A 16257-nucleotide genomic window follows, 5' to 3' on the forward strand; every position below is an offset into this window, starting at 1 on the left:
CGCCTGTCCTGACCGTCCCGCCTGTCCTGACCGTCCCGCCTGTCCTGACCGTCCCGCCTGTCCTGACCGTCCCGCCTGTCCTGACCGTCCCGCCTGTCCTGACCGTCCCGCCTGTCCTGACCGTCCCGCCTGTCCTGACCGTCCCGTCCGCGTCGGCGTGCCGGCTCGCCCGCGCCAGATCGCCGTCCGCGTCGGCGTGCCGGCTCGCCCGCGCCAGATGGCTGTCCGTTCCGTTCGTGCCTACTCCCGGTCGCGGCCCTGCCAGGTGGTCACGCAGGCCTCGTTGCCCTCAGGGTCGGCGAGCACCCAGAAGGACGGGGCTCGGGCGTCGGACAGCAGGCGGCCGCCGGCGGCAAGCGTGGCCTCGATGCGCCGGGCCGCCTCGTCGTGCGGGACCGAGACGTCGACGTGGAAGCGGTTGCGCTGGGGGCGCGGCTCGTCCATCTGCTGAAACCACACCGCGGGCCCCTGACCGACCGGGTCGGCGAGATCGCCGTGCTCCTCCGTGTAACCGAGCACCGCGGCCCAGAACGGCCGGATCGCGGCGATGTCGAGCGCGTCGATGCAGATCTCGATCAGCTGCACCGACCGCGCCGCGCCGGCGCCGATCTCCGGCGAGGTCCGCAGCCCGAGCTCCTGCACCACGGACGAGACCCGGTGGGCGAGCTCGACGTCGCGCCCGGTCACCCACGACTGCTCCCGCGACTGCAGAGTCAGGACGACCCGATCGGGCCGGACGTCGGCGTCCAGATGAGCGTCCGCATGATCGCCGCAGACCGCCACCGCGCGCGACACGACCTCGGCCGCCTGAACCAGCGAGGCGACCGTCACCGACGTCCGCAGCGTGCCCAGCAGAAACCGCCACCCCTGCTCGCCGACGGCCTCCGAGGCCGCCAGTCTGGTCAGCGCCTGTTCCATGCGCACCCCTCCAAAGATCGACACCGGACAGACGAAACCTAACCCGCGGGTACGACACTTCGGGAAGCTGTCCGATACTCGATGGACCGGCGGGCGGGCGGCGAGCATGCCGGCCCAGGTAGACGGGCGCGAGCCCGAGGGCCTCGGCGAATCACGGGTCGGACGATGACGGTCGGGCGGGTCCACGCGAAAGGCCCCACAGGCAGCGGGTTCTCGATCGCCACGGCGACGGGGCGCTCCAGCCGCGTCATGCTGACCGCCGCGCATGTCGTCCGCGACCGGGATCCGTCCTCGATCGTGTTCGTCCATCCGGACGGCCGCGGCTTCCCCGTCGAGCGGGTCGAGTCCGATGAGGACATCGACGTCGCCGTGCCGCACCTGCGGGCGGAGCTCGACGGGTTCGTCGCGGCCCGGGTCCGCGACCGGCTCGCGTGGCAGGTCGACGCGCGTCCGCGCGACAACGATCCGCGGCTGACCGGCGAGGTCATCGACAGCAGGCGCCTGTTCAGCAAGTCCGGCGGGCGGGACGTCCGGGTCGTCCAGCTGCGCGCCCACGAGGCGATCGGCGACTACCAGGGGTATTCGGGCAGCCCGGTGATGCTCGGACTGACGGAGTCCCCGCCGGTCCTCGGGGTGCTGATCGAGCAGCTTCGCTGACGTACGAAGGTCGCGTCGGGACAGCAGAAGCCGCCGGCGGGCAACGTCCTCTACGCCATCGCGATCCAGGACGTGCTCGCCCGATCCGCCCGGCCGCGACCCGGACAGCGGCCGGCCCGTCGCCGACCTCGCCGCATTCCAGCGGGAACGGACCCGCGTCGTCCTGCTCGGGCGGCCCGGCGCCGGCACCGGGCGGGAGATCGGCTGGGGTGCGAACGTCAGCGAGCTGCTGACCGCCCGCCTCGACGACATCCGCGACGCGATCCGGGCGGGTGCCGCCTCGGTGGCTGCCGGGCTGGGCGACCTGCCCACGGCGCGGGATTGGGAGGTCGCCAAGGTGGAGGAGGCCTTCGGCATCACGCTGGCCGCCGAGGCCGGTGTCATCCTGTCGAAGGCCTCCACCGAGGCGACCGACGTGACGATCACGTTCGCCCGGACCGACCTCGCCGCCGGCAAGCCTTGACGGCGCCGCGTCTCCGGAGAGGCCGCGGCTGGTCGGCGCCGCGTCTCCGGAGGGGCCGCGGCTGGTCGGCGCCGCGTCTCCGGAGGGGCCGCGGCTGGTCGGCGCCGCGTCTCCGGAGGGGCCGCGGCTGGTCGGCGCCGCGTCTCCGGAGAGGCCGCGGCCGGTCGGCGCCGCGTCTCAGGTGAGGGTGAGGGTGACGAGGCCGCGGCCGACCAGGCCGGCGCCGACGATCAGGATCAGCGCGGCGGTGATCGGCGGGACGGCCGTGCGCCAGCGGCGCAGGTGGGTGAGGCGGCCCTCGAGGCGGTCGCGGATCCTGATCAGGAGCAGGCCGGCCGCGGTCAGGGTGGCCGCCATGCCCGCCCCGTAGGCGAGGACCAGCAGGACGCCGAAGACGGTCCGGCCCAGCGCCGCCGCGCCGAGCAGCACGATCAGCGCGGACGGGCTCGGGACCAGACCGCCCGCGATGCCCATTCCGGCGAGGCTCCACCTGCCCGGGCCGTGGCTGTGTCCGTGGTCGTGCCCGTGGTCGTGGTCGTGGTTGTGGTTGTGGGAATGATGACGGTGGCCGGTGGCCCGCTTGCGCAGGGCACCGATCAGGGCGCCGGCCCCGATCGTCGCGACGATCAGCCCGCTCGCCACACCCAGGTAGCCCAGGATCGTCTCGCCCGCGATGCCCGCCACGGTCGTCAGCACCAAGCCGAGTACGAGCACGCCACCGGTGTGGGTGACCGTCACCGTCGCGCCCACGGCCACCGCGTCACGCGGGCGTCCGCGGCGCCCGGCGAGGTAGGCCGCCATCACCGTCTTGCCGTGCCCCGGCAGCGCGGCATGCCCGGCTCCCAGCAGCAGCGCCAGCAGCACACCGACCATACCGACCCACGGCGTGATCTCCCGGTCCCCGACCAGATCCTGCAGGTACCGTTCGGCGCCGGCCAGTGGGCCACCGCTCGCGGACGGTGAGCCCGGCCCACTGGCGGCCGGGGGAGCAGCCGCCGCGGAGCCAGTCCCGGCCGCCGTGCTGAACGACGCCGTCCGCACGTCCGGTGGCGTGGTCAGCAGGTCGGACGGATACGTCCGCAGCTCGTCGCTGATCCCGGCGACCGGCAGTGGCGACCCGGTCAACGCCGCCCCGGGTCCGGCGTTCGCCACCATCTCCCGCCACCCGATCCGGTCGTCCCGGAAGCGGTTGGCGACCTCGACGGCGCCGAGCGCGGCGGGACCGGTCAGACGGCACTCGAGACGGCTGGTCCGCAGGCCGCCCGCCCCGGCCGCGTAGGTCAGCGCGGACGACGTCACGGCCCAGACGACCGGGGAGCCGGCCGCGGTGACCGTGAAGGCGCGGGTGGCTTCGTCGCAGGTGGCGGGGGGATCCTGGAGCGTGGGCAGCTCGGCGATGTCGGCCGCCACGAGCGCGTCCAGGCGATCGGGGTGCACGGTCAGCTCCGCGTAGGTGTTGACCGAGAAGTTGCCCAGCGGGTGCGCGGACGCGGGCGCGGCGGGCAGCAGCACGCTCAGGGTCGCTACGGCCAGGGTTGTTACGGCCAGGGGGATCAGCGGGCGTTTCATCGGTGGGCCTCCAGGGCGGCCAGGGCGCGGCGGGCGGTGGGCCCGTCGGCAGGGGAGAACCAGGGATTGAGGGCACGCACGCGGAGCAGATGGGCGCGCGCGGTGGTCCGGTCACCCACCGTCAGGGAGATCTGGGCGAGATGCCATGCGTACGCGGCTGAGGACGGCGCCCCGGCCACCGCGCGGTGGGCGTACCGGAGAGCCTCCCTGTCCTGTCCGGACTGGTGGAGAGCTTGGGCCAGGGCGTCGGCCACGTCCGGGAAGGGGCGCCGGGCGAACTCGGCGCGGGCCAGCCGGACGGCCGTCGCATGGTCACCCCGCGCGAGGGCGAGCTGGGCGCCGGCCAGATCGTCGGTGCCGCCGTTGGCCTGGAAGACGCGGTGCGCGGCGTCGGCAAGATCCAGATTACGGTCCGCCTGCGCCGTCATACCGGCGTAATGCAGCAGCTGGGCGTACTCGAGAAGGGTGTCGGGGGTGGGTGTCCGGGTGGCGACCTTGGCCGCGTCGGTGAGCGCCGCCGAGACGGAACCCCGCGCCGCCGCCACGCGCGAACGGCCCCGCAGCAACGGCTGATAGTCCGGGTGCGCTGTCAGACCGGCGTCATACTCCGAGGCCGCACCGTCGAGGTCGCCGCGGTTCCAGGCCAGGTCGCCGAGCTGGTTGCGGCAGAAGGCGATGTCCGCGGGATCGGCCGCCGCCTCCAGCGCCTGGCGCATCAGTGTCTCCGCGCGTTCCGGCGAGCCGCGAAGTTCCAGGTCATAGGAGGCCCTTGCGTACGCGGCCAGTCCGGGCCGCAGGTCCAGCATCTTCTGAACCGCGGCCGTGGCGCCGGCCGCGTCACCCAGCTGGGTCGAGGCGTCGGCCAGCACGCCGTACGCATCGGCGTCGTAGGCGTTGGATCGCAGAGCGCGACGCGCGAAGGTCCGGGCCGCGCCGAAGTCGTGGCGCGCGTTGGCCAGCGCACCCAGGCCGACCAGCGCATCGGGGTTCGGGCGCACCGCCATCGAGCGCTTCAGCGCGCCCTCGGCCCGGGGGTAGAGGCTCGGGTCGGCGGTGACCCGGGCCCGCTCGACGTAGGCGACGCCGAGCGCCGCCCAGGTCTGGTGGTCGCGGGGCAGCTCGCGCAGCCGGTCCTGAGCCCGGGCGATGGCCTGGGCCTGCCGGTCGACGGGCGTTGCGGCAGCAGCGCCCGCCGACCGGACGACCGGCGGCGTCTCACGCGGGCCGAGGAACGCGCCGGCCGCGAACACGGCCAGGGCGGTCACCGACACGATCGAAACGGTCCGCAGGTGAGGCACGGCATCTCCTCAGACGCGGGCCCGGCGGCGAAGCCAGGCGAGGGTGACCAGGAAGAGGACGACGGCGACGGCGCCGACGCTCAGGGCGACGATCAGCCACATGTCCCGATCCGTGTCCTGATCCGCGGAGGCCGGTTTCAGGGCGACGGGTGCGGAAGCGGCAGGTGCCGGCGGCTCCGCCTTCACCGCCGGCTGCCGAGCGCTGTTCACGGCGGCCACGTTCGGCAGGGCAACGTACGGGAACGAAGCGCCGAACCGCTGGTCGTTGCCGTCCACCTTGTCGCCGGCGGCCAGCGCGTCGACCAGCTTGCCGGTCTGCGCCGCGCCCTCGACGGCCTGCAGCGAGATGTCCACGGCGTCGTCGGTGAGCCGGCGCCCGTTCGGGAAGCCCTGCAGGTCGCCGCCGAGCACGCCGAGCCGGTTGGGGACGGCCGCGACCGGCACGCCCAGGTTGAGCCGCAGCATTTCCGACGGCCGGAACCTGTCCGGGTTGACGTCCTTGTTGTTGAGCTGCGAGTTCAGGTCGGCCTTGATCGGGCCCTTCGCCTTGGTGGTGATGCCGGTCAGGAAGATCTCCACCAGGTCGTCGCGTGGGGTGGCCGGCGCCGGGATCTTGTAGATGCCCTCGATCAGCTTGGGCAGTTCCGGGTCGGTGACGCGCCGCACGACCGCCGGGATGCCGGCGTCCTTGTCCGGTGACAGCGAGTTGAACGCGTCCTTCAGCCCGGCCGGAATGACCACCTCGTTGACCAGCGGGTTGCCCAGCCGCGACACCTGCACCCGGTCGCCCTTCAGCGTGGGGCTGGTGTCGCCGGTGATGCGGACCCGGTTGCGCTCGGTGGTGGTCCAGACGCCGACCACCGGGTTGCGCCCGGCGTCGCCGCGCATCGCCACGTCCTTGAACGGGACCTGGATCGCGATCGTGTTCACGTTGAAGCCGGCGAGGGTGTCCTGGCCGGTCTCGCTGAGGTCGCCGCCGTACAGCAGGTCGAAGACCCGCAGGTCGAGGAAGAACGGGTCGTCGGCCTGGCCGGCGTAGAGCTTCCAGCCGCCGGGCAGCTGCACGGTGGCCTGGTCGCGTAGTGCCTGGTAGTTCGGCATCGAGGTGGCCCCGGTCCACGACGGCGCGACCGGCGCGTCCACGATCCGCTTCTTGAACGGCTGCCCGTCGAACGACGACTCCAGCGTGTAGGTCTGCCGGAACAGCAGGTTCTCGTCGTCCAGCGAGGTGACCGGGCCGTTGTTGTACAGGAACGTCCCGCCGCCGCGCCGGTCGACGTTGGAGAAGGTCCAGCGGAACACGGCGTCCGGTTTGGCGTCGCCGTCACTGTCCACATTGATCTTGTACGCGGCGTCGGTGGCGAACGGGTAGAAGTTCGGACCGCCGTTCGGCTCTTCGAACGGGATCCAGTTGGCGATCATGGTCACGTAGCCCGGCCGGTCCGGGCTGACGAAGGCGTACAGGTCGGTGTTGTCGGCGGCCGGGTCACTGGCGATCAGCGGCGCCTCGCGGTGACTGGACGCGGTGCTCGCCGACGGGCCGAGCGTGAACACGGTGCCGGTCAGTAGAAGGCCGGTGGCGGCCAGCGCCGCGGCGGTGCGCTTTCGTCTGTCGGTCATGGTGGTCCTCCCCCAGGTGGTTCCTGCGCGAGGACTTCGCCGCCGCGGCGGCTACGGATCGGTCTCGGTCAACTTCCCGTCACTCGCCCATCCACGGAGGCTCCGGCTCCGAACCACGCTTTCGGGCCGAGCAAGGTCGATTCGGGTACGGGCTGACCGTCCAGCTTGCGCATCAGCAGTGACACGGCCTGCCGTCCCAGCTCCTCGGCCGGGATCAGCACCGCGGCGGTCAGCGGCGGCCACGCGCTCACGGCGACCTGGTCCGGGCAGATGGCCACCACCGACACGGCGTCCGGCAGAGCCGCGGCGATGTGCGCGAGCGCCGCCTCGTTGTGCACGACCACGCCCGTGACACCCGGATCGTCGTCGAGCAGCTGTTTCACCGCGGCCCGCGCGTCGTCAGGTGACTCGCCGCAGGGCCGTGCCGTGGCCGCGACCCGCAGCCGTCTCGCCGCGTCCAGGAAGCCGGCCCGCGTCCGGTGCGCGAAGCCGGTGTCCCGCTGGTAGACCACCGGCGGCGCCCCCAGCAGCGCGATCCGGGTGTGCCCGAGCTGCGCCAGATGTTCGGCGCAGCGCGCCCCCGCCAGGTGAAAGTCCAGGTCGACGCAGGTCAGCCCGGTCGGGTCGGCGGGAAACCCGATGAGTACGCTCGGCCGGCCCAGCTCCCGCAGCACCGGCACCCGCGCGTCGGACATCTCCACGTCCATGACCAGCACACCGTCCACCATGGCGCTGGCCGCGATCCGCCGCAGTCCGGCCGGCCCCTCGTCGGCGGTCATCAGCAGCACGTCGTGATCGGCCTGCCGCGCCGTGGTGACGACCGCCGTGACCAGCTGCATGAGCACGGGCAGGTGCATCCCGGTCCGCAGCGGCAGCACCATGGCGATGACGTTCGCCCGCCGGCTGGCCAGCGCCCGCGCCCCCGCATGCGGGTGGTAGCCCAGCTCGCCGATGCTGGCCAGCACCCGTTGTCGCGTGGTGGCGGAGATGGCCCGCTTGCCGGACAGGACGTAGGAGACGGTGCTGACCGCGACGCCCGCATGCCGCGCGACGTCGGAGATGGTCACCATGTCGGCGCGTTTCCCCTGGGGCGGCATCGTCACGCCAACTCGATCGTGCTGACGCGCATCCCCGGCGTGGCGAGGATGACGAAGAGATCCCGCACCCCGGCCGGCGCCTCGGCCGGGACGGTCACCTCGGTGTAGACGTAGGGGTCACCCGTCGCGGGGATGTCGGTCTCGGCGACGAGCGGCCCGGCCGGATCATCCAGCCGCAGCTCGAGACGGGCGCCACCGGCCGGGGTGGCGGCGCTGACGCGGGCCTCGGTGATCCCGGGCCGGAGGCCGACTCCGGCGAAGCACACCCAGGCGTCCGGGGTCCGGGCCTCCACCACGTCCCCGCTGGTCCGGGTCTGGTCGGCGAGACGGGTGCCGTACTCCTCGTCCCTGGTCGCGGCGGTGAGCAGACCGGCCCTGGCCGGGATGTCCTCGCCCGGCACCGACAGGGTGGCGGATCGGGTGATGTCGGTGCTCGATCGGCCGATCATGATGGAGTGGCGGCCACGTTCGGCGACCATGCGCCCGCGGGCCACGTCGTAGCAGGCGAGATCCTCGACGTCGAGGGTGAAGGTGACGGTCGCGTGCTCGCCGGACGCCAGGCGGAGCCGCCGGAAGTCGCGCAGCTGCCTCAGCGGTTGCCGCACCCGGGACCGTCGACGGCGGGTGTAGAGCTGGACGACGTCCTCGCCGGTCCGGTCCCCGGCATTGACGACGTCGACCGATATCTCGACGAGCCCGTCCGCGTTCTCCGCGGGCCTCAGCCGGAGGTCGCGGTGCTCGAAGCGCGTGTAGCCGAGCCCGTGCCCGAACGGAAACAGCGGCTCGCCCCGGAAGTACAGGTAGGTGGCCTCCGCGCCGATGATGTCGTAGTCCAGAAGATCGGGCAGATCCGCCACCCCGCGGTACCAGGTCTGTGGGAGCCGCCCGGTCGGCTCCGCGTCGCCCAGCAGGATCTCGGCCAGCGCGGAACCGCCCTCCTGCCCGCCGTGCGCCGCCCAGAGCGCCGCCGGCACGTCGACGTCGAAGGCATACGGGTAGCTGCTGGTGATCACGAGCACCGTGTTCGGGTTGGCGTCGTGGACCGCCCGTAGCAGCGCCTCCTGGGCCGGCGGCAGCGCGAGATCCGCGCGGTCCTCGGTCTCCCGCCCGTTGACCATCGGATGGTTGCCGAGCACGACGACTGCCACGTCGGCGTCGCGGGCGGCCGCGGCGGCCTCGGCCGGCCCGTCCACCACCAGCGAGGCGGTGAAGGCCGCGGCCTCGTCGGGAGTGGCCGCGTCGGCGCGGAGAACCCCGTCGGAGCCGGCGGAGACCCACCGATCGAGGGCCACGTTGCGCAGCCGCACCTGATCGCCGTCGCAGCGGGCCTCGAAGGTCTCCCGCACGACCCACTCGCCCGGCCCGGCGCTGTCGGCGACGAGCTCTCCGTCCGGCCGGGCCCGGAGGTGGCCGTCCGGCGCGCGGAACGTCAGCGTCCCGCCACCCCAGTCGAGCACGTCGAACCGACCGGCCACTCCCGCCGCCGTGCGGAGCTCGACCCGGTCCCAGCCCTCCACGTGGGTGGCGCCCGGCAGCCGCTCCCGTACGGTGACGGCATAGGGGAGGGTGCCGCTGTACCAGTCGGTCAGCACGGTGCCGGCGAGCGGCCCGATCACCGCGACCCGGGCCGAGGACGGCAGCGGCAGCAGCGCGCCCTCGTTGCGCAGCAGCACGACGCTGCGACGGGCGGCCTCGCGAGCCAGGGCTCGATGCGCCGAGCAGTTGATGACGCCGGCCGTCGTGGCGGCGTACGGATCAGCGCCGGGCGGGTCGAACTCACCCAGCCGGACCCGGACGGTGAGGATCCGACGGGCGGCGTCGTCCACGTCCGACGGGGAGATCAGCCCCCGGTCGAGCGCCTCGGTCAGCCGGGCGACGGTCGGCGAGGGATCGGCGTCGTCCTCGGTGAAGCAGTCGATCCCGGCTCGCAGCGCCGCGCCGAAGCCGGCCGCGTGATCCGGCAGGTAGCCCTGGTCGGCGTGGATGTTGGTGCCGGCGCCCGCATCGCCGACCACCATGACCTCGGGCAGCGCCGAACGGATGAGCGGGCTGAGGTGGGCCGGTCGCCCGTTGACCAGGTTGTAGGACGCCATCATCGCGACGGCGGCCCCGGCTTCGAGCGGTGCCCGGAAGGCCGGCAGCTCGTACTCGTGCAGCACCCGAGGCGGCAGGTCGCTGGAGGTCCGCGACCGGTCGGTCTCGTTGTTGTAGCCGAGGAAGTGCTTGAGGGTAGGTGCCGTCCGCAGCACTCGCGGGTCGTCGCCACGGAGCCCCCGCGCATAGGCCGTCCCCATCACCCCGGTCAGCCACGGGTCTTCCGAGTAGCCCTCCTCGTTGCGCCCCCACCGCGGATCCCGCAACGGATTGACGACCGGCGCCCACACGTTGAGCCCGACCCGTTCCGGCTCCTTGTGGTGCAGCGCCCGTACCTCGGTCCCGACGGCTTCGCCGACCCGTCGCACCAGCTCCGGATCCCAGGTCGCGCCCAGCCCCACGGCCTGCGGAAACACGGTCGCGACCCCGAGCCACGCCACCCCGTGCAGCGCTTCGGTGCCGGTCCTGAAGGCTTCAAGACCAAGCCGGGGTACGCCCGCCTGGTGCTGATGCAGCAGCCCGATCTTCTCGTCCACCGTGAGCCGCGACAGCAGATCAGCCACCCGGTCGCCGACGGGCAGCCCAGGATCCCGGAACGTCCCCACCACCGGGTCATCCATGCGGCGCCGCCCCTCGTCGAAGCGCTTCGATAAGACTGTTAAGAAAACTCCGCCCACAGTTACATCCGTGTTACGGAGTCCTCCGAGGCTGGCATCACCCATCGACACCGGTCAAGGCTTACAGAGGAGTTGATCGATATTTTCTTAAACGGTTAAGTCCCGCCCGGGCCTCAAACCTGAGCGGGCGGTGAAGGCCAGGCGGTGAAGGCCAGGCAGGCAGTGAGGGTCAGGTGGGCAGGGAGCCCGACTCCAGGCGGTCGAGGGCCAGGGCCGCGGCGCCGGTGGCCACGGCGGCCGGGTCCATCGTGGAGACGGTCAGCTTGGCCTCCGCCTCGACCGCGGGCACCAGCCACCGCGCCAGCGTCGTGAAGGTGCCGCCGAGAACCACCGCGCGCGGGTCCAGCAGGTCGGACAGGATCGACACCGCCTGGCCGAGCCGCCGCCCGGCCTCGGTCAGGGCGGCCAGCGCCGTGACGTCCCCGGATCCGGCGAGGGCGGCCAGCCGGGCCAGCTCGGGCGCGTAGTCCTCGATCGGCCCGTCCGCCTCGGCGTCCGGCAGCCCCGCGCGGATCAGGGCGGGCAGTCCGGCGTACGCCTCGAGGCACCCCCGCCGCCCGCATCGGCAGGCCGGGCCGTCCGGGTCGAGCGGCAGGTGACCGACCCGGCCCGCCAGACCGTGGTCGCCGCGCACCAGGCTGCCCCCGGCGATCATCCCGGCGCTCACCTCGGTCCCGCCGAGCAGCGCGACGAGGTCGGGGGTGCCGGCCCGAGCGCCGAACCGGTGCTCGGCCAGCACGGCGAGGTTGGCGTCGTTCTCGACGACCACCTCGTAGCCGGGGCCGCGCAACACCTTCTCCAGAGCCGGGCGCAGGTCGAGGTCCGCCCAGCCCAGGTGCGGCGCGAACCGGACCGTGTCGTCGTCGGCGACCGCCCCGGGGACGGCCACGGCAAGCCCGAGGATCCGCCGCCCCTGCCCGGTGAGTTTGGCGGCGACCCGCCCGGCAAGGGAGGCGACGGCGGCTTCGGCCCGCCCGGCGGAGTAAGAGCCGCCGGGGGAGGAGGGGCCGGGGGAGGAGGGGCCGAGGCCGGGGAAGGCGCGCCTCCACGAGAGGAGCCGTTCGCCGTCGAGGTCCAGCGCGACCGCCGTCAGATGGTCGGCCGCCACCGAGATGCCGACGGCCGCGTACGGGCGGGCCTCGAGGCTGAGCAGCGAGGCGGGCCGCCCGATCCGGTTGCCGGCCGGCCCGGTCTCGCGCAGCAGGCGACGGTCGAGGAGCTCGCCGACGAGGCTGGTGATGGTCGCCTTGTTCAACCCGGTGGCGGCGGCGATGTCGGTCCGGGAGCAGGGCGCGTGCGTGCGCACGTGCCGGAGCACCGCCGCGAGGTTGGTCGCCCGCACATCGGTGAGGCTCGAGATCACATCGCTCCCGTCCGTTTTCACAAAGACCACGCTCATCATGCCGCATCGGGGATCGCCGACCCTTGTCCACTCTATTACCGGCGGCTACTTTGTTTGGCTACAAGCCAAACTAAACCCGAGGGGCCGCCGTGACATCGCGCCGGACGTTATTGACCATCGCCGCGATCGCCGGCGGCGGGCTGCTCACCGGCTGCGGGGAGAAGAGCACCCGCGGCGGCGCCACGCAGCAGCTCGACAAGCTCTCCGCGCTGATACCGGAGGCGCGCGACGTCAACCTGGGCATCCCGCCGCCGGACGTGATCGGCACCCGGCCGGTGGCCGACGGCTACACGAGGTTCCCGGCCTCGCTGACCGACGCGATCAGCGAGAAACCGGGCCGTGGCGGCGCGGCGATCCGCGGGATCACCCCGGTCTGGGGCCCGGCGCCACCGGCCGGCCGCAACAACTCGTACCTGGTCGCGGTCAACGACGAGCTGGGCGTGCCGGTCGAGTTCAGCGTCCAGGACGGCACCTCGTACGCCGACAAGATCGGCGCGCTGCTCGGCGCCCGGGACGTGCCTGATCTGCTCTGCGTCCCGCAGTGGGAGGTGTCCAAGCTGGCCCGGTTCGGCGACGCGGTGAACGCGCTCTTCGAGGACCTCACGCCGCACCTGCGGGGTGCCGAGGTCGCGCCGTACCCGATGCTGGCGACGTTCCCGGCGGGCGCCTGGCGCAACTCCTGCTGGAACGAGAAGCTGATGGCGGTGCCGAACCCGACCGACGGACCGTTCCCGTGGGTGATGTTCTACCGGCGGGACCTGTTCACCAAGCTGGGCGTGAAGCCGCCGGCGACGATCGACGAGCTGTACCGCGCCGGCAAGGAGATCACCAAGCCGAGGCAGGGCGTGTGGGCGTTCAGCGACGTGTTCGCGATGATCCAGATGTACTTCAAGTCGCCCGGCGCCAAGGACGGCTGGCGACGGCGGCCGGACGGCACGCCGGAGTTCAAGTACGAGACGCCGGAGTTCAAGGCGGCCGCCGAGTTCATGGCCAAGCTCTACCGCGAGGGCCTGGTCCACCCGGACATCGTGGCCAGCCGCGGCGCCGACATGAAGCAGCTGTTCCAGAGCGGCAAGCTGCTGATCACCCAGGACGGCATGGGCGCGTGGCAGCCGATGCAGGCCGAGCAGCAGAACGTCACCCCGGGCTTCGACGTGCAGCCGCTGCCGCTGTTCCCGGCGACCGGCGGCGACCCCCTCGCCTGGGGCGACGACGAGCCGATCTCGTACACGTTCCTCAAGAAGGGCCTGCCCAAGGAGCGGGTCGAGGAGATCCTCCGGGTGATCAACTGGTGTTCGGCGCCGTTCGGGACCACCGAGTTCCAGCTGCGCGAGTTCGGCGTGGAGGGCAAGCACCACACCAGGACCGCGACCGGCCCGGTCAAGACGGACCTGGGCTTCAAGGAGATCGCCAACCAGTACTTCTTCATCAGCGGGCGGCGGCCGGTGATCCAGCCGACCCCGCAGACCCCGAAGTACGTGCCGGAGATGCTCGGCTACTCCAACCAGACCGTCAAATACCTGGAGAAGGACCCGTGGGACGGACTGAAGCTGGAGATGCCGGCGCGCTACAAGTCGGGGATGACGCCGTTCCAGGACAAGTTCACGGATCTGGTGCGGGGCAGGCGCCCGTTCAGCGATCTGGACGCGATCGTCAAGGAGTGGCGCGCCGCCGGTGGCGACGAGGCTCGCGAGCTGATGGGCCGGGCGCTCGCCGACGCGGGTCGCTGAGACGCGACTGGCCGTTCCTGGTCATGGTCGCGCCGGGGTTCCTTCTCCTGCTGGTCTTCCACTACCTGCCGGTGCTCGGCAACGTGGTGGCCTTCCAGGACTACAACCCCTACTACGGCGACAGCGCCCTGTCGGCGCTGATCGGCAGCCCGTTCATCGGCCTGGAGAACTTCCGGATCCTGTTCGCCGACCCGGCGTTCTGGGACGCGGTGGTCAACACCTTGTCGATCACCGCGTTCCAGCTGGTGTTCTTCTTCCCGTTGCCGATCGCGCTGGCTCTCCTGCTGCACAGCGTGATGTCCAAGCGGGTGAAGAGCTTCGTGCAGACCGTCGTCTACCTGCCGCACTTCTTCAGCTGGGTGCTGGTGGTGACGTTCTTCGTGCAGATGCTCGGCGGCGCCGGGCTGCTGTCGCAGGAGCTGCGGGACGCGGGCATCACGCCGCCGGAGATCATGTCCAACCCGGACACGTTCATCGTGCTGGTCACCGCCGAGGCGGTCTGGAAGGACGTGGGCTGGGGCACGATCGTCTTCCTCGCGGCGCTGAGCACGATCGACACCGACCTGTACGAGGCGTCCGCGGTGGACGGCGCCGGCCGGTGGCGGCGGACGTGGCACATCACGCTGCCGGGGCTGCGGCCGGTCATCGTGCTGCTGCTCATCCTGCGGCTGGGCGACGCGCTGACCGTGGGCTTCGAACAGTTCCTGCTGCAACGCGACGCGGTCGGCAGACAGGCGGCCGAGGTGCTCGACACGTACGTCTACCACCAGTCGATCGTGACCGCCGATTACGGGCTGGGCGCGGCGGCCGGGCTGTTCAAGGCGGCCGTCGGCCTGATCCTGATCCTGCTGGCCAACCGGCTCGCCCACGCGCTCGGCGAATCGGGGGTGTACCGCAGATCATGACCAGAGTGTCCAGACCGGCGTGGCAGGAGAAGCCGACGGTCGCCGGCCGGGCCGGCAAGGGCACGGTGCTGACCGGTGTGGTGCTGGCCGTGCTCGTGCCGCTGTGGGTGGTGCTGGTGACCAGCCTGTCGTCCCGGGAGACGATCACCGCGGCGGGCGGGCTCGTGGTGGTGCCGCGCGGCGTCGATCTCTCGGCGTACGAGATCATCTTTGCCGGAGGCCAGATCACCCGCGCCCTCGCGGTGAGCGCGACCGTCACCCTGCTGGGCACCGCGGTGAGCCTGGTGGTCACCGTGCTGGCGGCGTACGGCCTGTCCCGGCCCGGCTCGCTGGGCCACCGTTTCCTGCTCTTCTACTTCCTGATGACCTTCCTCGTCTATCCCGGCATGGTGCCCAGCTACCTGGTGGTCACCGGTCTGGGCCTGAAGGACAGCCTCTGGTCGCTGGTGCTGCCCAGCGCGGTCAGCGTCTTCAACCTGGTGGTGGTCCGGGCGTTCTTCCAGAGCCTGCCGGGGGAGCTGCTGGACAGCGCGCGGATCGACGGCGCGGGGGAGTTCCGGATCCTGTGGCGGATCGTGCTGCCGCTGTCCAAGGCGGTGGTCGCGGTGGTCGGCCTGTTCTACGCGGTCGGCTACTGGAACGTGTGGTTCTCGGCTCTGCTCTACATCGACGACAACGACAAGTTCCCGATCCAGCGGGTGCTGCAGAGCTTCATCCTGGCCGGTCAGGCGCCGCAGACCTCGGGCGTCGCGGCCGGCACCGCGCTGCCGCCCACACTGGCGGTCAAGATGGCGGTCGTGGTGGTCACCGTGGTGCCCATCGCGCTCGTCTACCCGTTCATCCAGCGTCACTTCACGCGCGGCGTGCTCGTCGGCGCGGTCAAGGGCTGACAGACCGGCCGCCGCGGGGATCGGCTCTGGCTGCTCGACCACACCGAGGAGGCGCCCGAGGTGGCCGGGGTGCGGGTGGCGGCCGGAGAGGCCGTGATTCACGCGGTGAAGTCAACTCAGGACCGAGAGCATCCGCTACACGAAGCGGGGCAGATGGTGGGCCAGCTGAGCCCGCCAGGACGGCCAGTCGTGCGGCACGTCATGACCCCACAGGTCCAGCTCGTGCCGGATTCCCTTCGCCGCCAGCAGCCCCGCCATGTGCCGGGTCGCCGCCAGCGAGCCGGTGGTGTCCTCCCACTGCCCCTGCCCGCAGACCAGCAGCAGGGACAGCCGGTCGCGCAGCCAGTCCAGATGGTCGCCGTGCAGGTTGGCGACGTAGTCGGCCGGATTGTTGAAGTACAGCGCGTCGCCCTGCTCGCCCCAGCCGCGCCAGGTTCGCGGGTCGTAGTTGCCGGAGAAGCAGAGCGCCAGCGGAAACAGGTCGGCCCGCTTGAAGGCGAAGTTCAGCGCGTGGAAGGCGCCGAGCGAGCAGCCCAGACCGATCAGCTCCGCCGCGCCGCCCGAGTCCGCCCCGATGTGCGGCACCACCGCGTCCAGGATCCACGACTCGTAGTGCCCGTGCGCCCGCGCCCGGTCCTCCAGCGACAGATGACCGGCCGACCAGGTGCCCGCGTCGAACGACCCGACGCAGTACAGCTTCACCCGCCCGGCCTCGATCAGGGACTCGACCGCGCCGACCATGCCGCGCTCGGCGAACTCGGCGGGATAGCCGCCCTCGCTGGGAAACGCCAGCACCGGCCGCCCGTAGTGACCGTAGACGGCGACCGTCCCGGTCACCCCGGCCGGTGTTGTCAGATCCGTAACGTAGTGCCGCATGGTCACGTCGTACCATGCCGATCACGCCGGAGCGAGTACGGTCACGGCGGAGACTGATGTT

Annotated in this window: 13 protein-coding genes; 5 read left to right on the forward strand and 8 right to left on the reverse strand. The window is 72.1% G+C overall.

Translation table 11 applies throughout. The features are described from left to right. Nucleotides 1-240: 240 nt before the first annotated feature. Nucleotides 241-918 (reverse strand): 4a-hydroxytetrahydrobiopterin dehydratase family protein, encoded by a 678-nt coding sequence (locus tag QSK31_RS00525; protein ID WP_285680446.1) that lies wholly within the window; start codon nucleotides 916-918, stop codon nucleotides 241-243. 165 nt (nucleotides 919-1083) lie between these two features. Between QSK31_RS00525 and QSK31_RS00530 the strand changes: the two genes are divergently transcribed. Then, complete coding sequence (locus QSK31_RS00530) at nucleotides 1084-1575, forward strand: S1 family peptidase (RefSeq protein ID WP_285679891.1); 492 nt, start codon at nucleotides 1084-1086, stop codon at nucleotides 1573-1575. 163 nt (nucleotides 1576-1738) lie between these two features. Next, nucleotides 1739-2038 (forward strand): CU044_2847 family protein, encoded by a 300-nt coding sequence (locus tag QSK31_RS00535; RefSeq protein ID WP_285680448.1) that lies wholly within the window; start codon nucleotides 1739-1741, stop codon nucleotides 2036-2038. A 177-nt stretch (nucleotides 2039-2215) separates the two neighbouring features. Here the strand turns inward: QSK31_RS00535 and QSK31_RS00540 are convergent, their stop codons facing one another. From QSK31_RS00540 to QSK31_RS00565, 6 genes are all read right to left on the reverse strand, one after another. Continuing rightward, entirely contained in the window at nucleotides 2216-3607 is a 1392-nt protein-coding gene (locus QSK31_RS00540) for a hypothetical protein (RefSeq protein ID WP_285679896.1), read from the reverse strand. Next, on the reverse strand, nucleotides 3604-4905 hold the full coding sequence (locus QSK31_RS00545; RefSeq protein ID WP_285679897.1) for a tetratricopeptide repeat protein: 1302 nt from the start codon (nucleotides 4903-4905) through the stop codon (nucleotides 3604-3606). The genes QSK31_RS00540 and QSK31_RS00545 overlap by 4 nt, the downstream gene beginning before the upstream one ends. 9 nt (nucleotides 4906-4914) lie before the next feature. Beyond that, entirely contained in the window at nucleotides 4915-6525 is a 1611-nt protein-coding gene (locus tag QSK31_RS00550; protein WP_285679899.1) for a DUF4331 domain-containing protein, read from the reverse strand. Nucleotides 6526-6593: 68 nt separating this feature from the next. Next, the gene (locus QSK31_RS00555; protein WP_285680449.1) at nucleotides 6594-7622 is read right to left on the reverse strand and encodes a LacI family DNA-binding transcriptional regulator; all 1029 of its coding nucleotides are present in this window, start codon (nucleotides 7620-7622) and stop codon (nucleotides 6594-6596) included. Nucleotides 7623-7624: 2 nt separating this feature from the next. Further along, the gene (locus tag QSK31_RS00560) at nucleotides 7625-10336 is read right to left on the reverse strand and encodes a glycoside hydrolase family 3 protein (RefSeq protein ID WP_285679901.1); all 2712 of its coding nucleotides are present in this window, start codon (nucleotides 10334-10336) and stop codon (nucleotides 7625-7627) included. A 226-nt stretch (nucleotides 10337-10562) separates the two neighbouring features. After that, the gene (locus QSK31_RS00565) at nucleotides 10563-11777 is read right to left on the reverse strand and encodes an ROK family transcriptional regulator (protein ID WP_285679903.1); all 1215 of its coding nucleotides are present in this window, start codon (nucleotides 11775-11777) and stop codon (nucleotides 10563-10565) included. A 107-nt stretch (nucleotides 11778-11884) separates the two neighbouring features. Here QSK31_RS00565 and QSK31_RS00570 point away from each other — a divergent pair, with 107 nt between their 5' ends. Genes QSK31_RS00570 through QSK31_RS00580 form a run of 3 tightly spaced genes read left to right on the forward strand, consistent with a single transcriptional unit; the run spans nucleotide 11885 to nucleotide 15320 of the window. Beyond that, a complete protein-coding gene (locus QSK31_RS00570) occupies nucleotides 11885-13525 on the forward strand; it encodes an extracellular solute-binding protein (RefSeq protein WP_285679905.1) in 1641 nt (546 codons plus the stop codon). Nucleotides 13526-13548: 23 nt separating this feature from the next. Continuing rightward, the gene (locus tag QSK31_RS00575) at nucleotides 13549-14430 is read left to right on the forward strand and encodes an ABC transporter permease (RefSeq protein WP_285679907.1); all 882 of its coding nucleotides are present in this window, start codon (nucleotides 13549-13551) and stop codon (nucleotides 14428-14430) included. Beyond that, nucleotides 14427-15320 carry a carbohydrate ABC transporter permease gene (locus tag QSK31_RS00580; RefSeq protein WP_285679909.1) on the forward strand — a complete coding sequence of 298 codons (894 nt, stop codon included), beginning with the start codon at nucleotides 14427-14429 and terminating at the stop codon, nucleotides 15318-15320. The genes QSK31_RS00575 and QSK31_RS00580 overlap by 4 nt, the downstream gene beginning before the upstream one ends. 135 nt (nucleotides 15321-15455) lie before the next feature. On the opposite strand, the gene QSK31_RS00585 is transcribed toward QSK31_RS00580, so the two are convergent. Continuing rightward, complete coding sequence (locus QSK31_RS00585; RefSeq protein WP_285679911.1) at nucleotides 15456-16196, reverse strand: esterase family protein; 741 nt, start codon at nucleotides 16194-16196, stop codon at nucleotides 15456-15458. Between the last annotated feature and the right edge of the window lie 61 nt (nucleotides 16197-16257).

It is taken from the genome of Actinoplanes sp. NBRC 103695 (assembly GCF_030269485.1).
Classification (GTDB): Bacteria; Actinomycetota; Actinomycetes; order Mycobacteriales; family Micromonosporaceae; genus Actinoplanes.